Below are 765 nucleotides of genomic sequence, written 5' to 3'. Positions count from 1 at the left end.
ACACGATTCCTAGAAGAAAACCTCAATCGTCTATTCGATGAAAAAGAGCACGAACCAACGAAAGAACTGGCGATTGCTGATACGCTGAAACTGTTGGTGCGAGATTTCTATCAAGATACAGAACCAAAAACGCGTTGGCACCTGGATTTGCATTGTGCTATTCGTGGTTCGAAACATTACACGTTTGCGGTAAGCCCAAAAACGCGCCACCCAGTTCGCAGCAAAGCGTTGGTGGATTTTCTCGATAGTGCGCATATTGAAGCTGTGTTGTTATCCAATTCACCATCAAGTACGTTCAGTTGGTACAGTGCAGAGAATTACGGTGCACAAGCGCTAACGATGGAGCTTGGCCGCGTCGCTAGAATTGGTGAAAACGCTCTGGACAGATTAACGGCATTTGACTTGGCTCTGCGTAATTTGATTGCAGAAGCTCAGCCAGAGCACTTATCGAAACCGTGTATTAAATATCGCGTAAGTCGCACTATCGTCCGCTTGCATGATGATTTCGATTTCATGTTTGACGACAACGTGGAGAATTTTACTTCGTTTGTTCATGGTGAAGTCTTTGGTCATGATGGCGACAAGCCTCTGATGGCTAAAAATGATAACGAAGCAATTGTCTTCCCAAATCGTCATGTCGCTATTGGTCAACGTGCTGCACTGATGGTTTGTGAAGTAAAAACACGTTTTGAAGAGGGTGAGTTGGTTTACGATTAATCCAACATTACTCTTAGAAGTTAATTGCAATCTACCGAGGCTTAACTG

General features: G+C 44.1%; 1 protein-coding gene. It reads left to right on the top strand.

Annotation, left to right across the window (positions count from 1 at the left end):
• Positions 1 to 717: succinylglutamate desuccinylase (locus R7Q11_RS25895; protein WP_225466966.1), on the top strand; the 717-nt coding region annotated here is incomplete at its 5' end.
• Positions 718 to 765 lie beyond the last annotated feature (48 nt).

This window comes from Vibrio sp. 970 (genome assembly GCF_033339075.1).
This window is presented reverse-complemented; position numbering and strand designations above follow the sequence as displayed.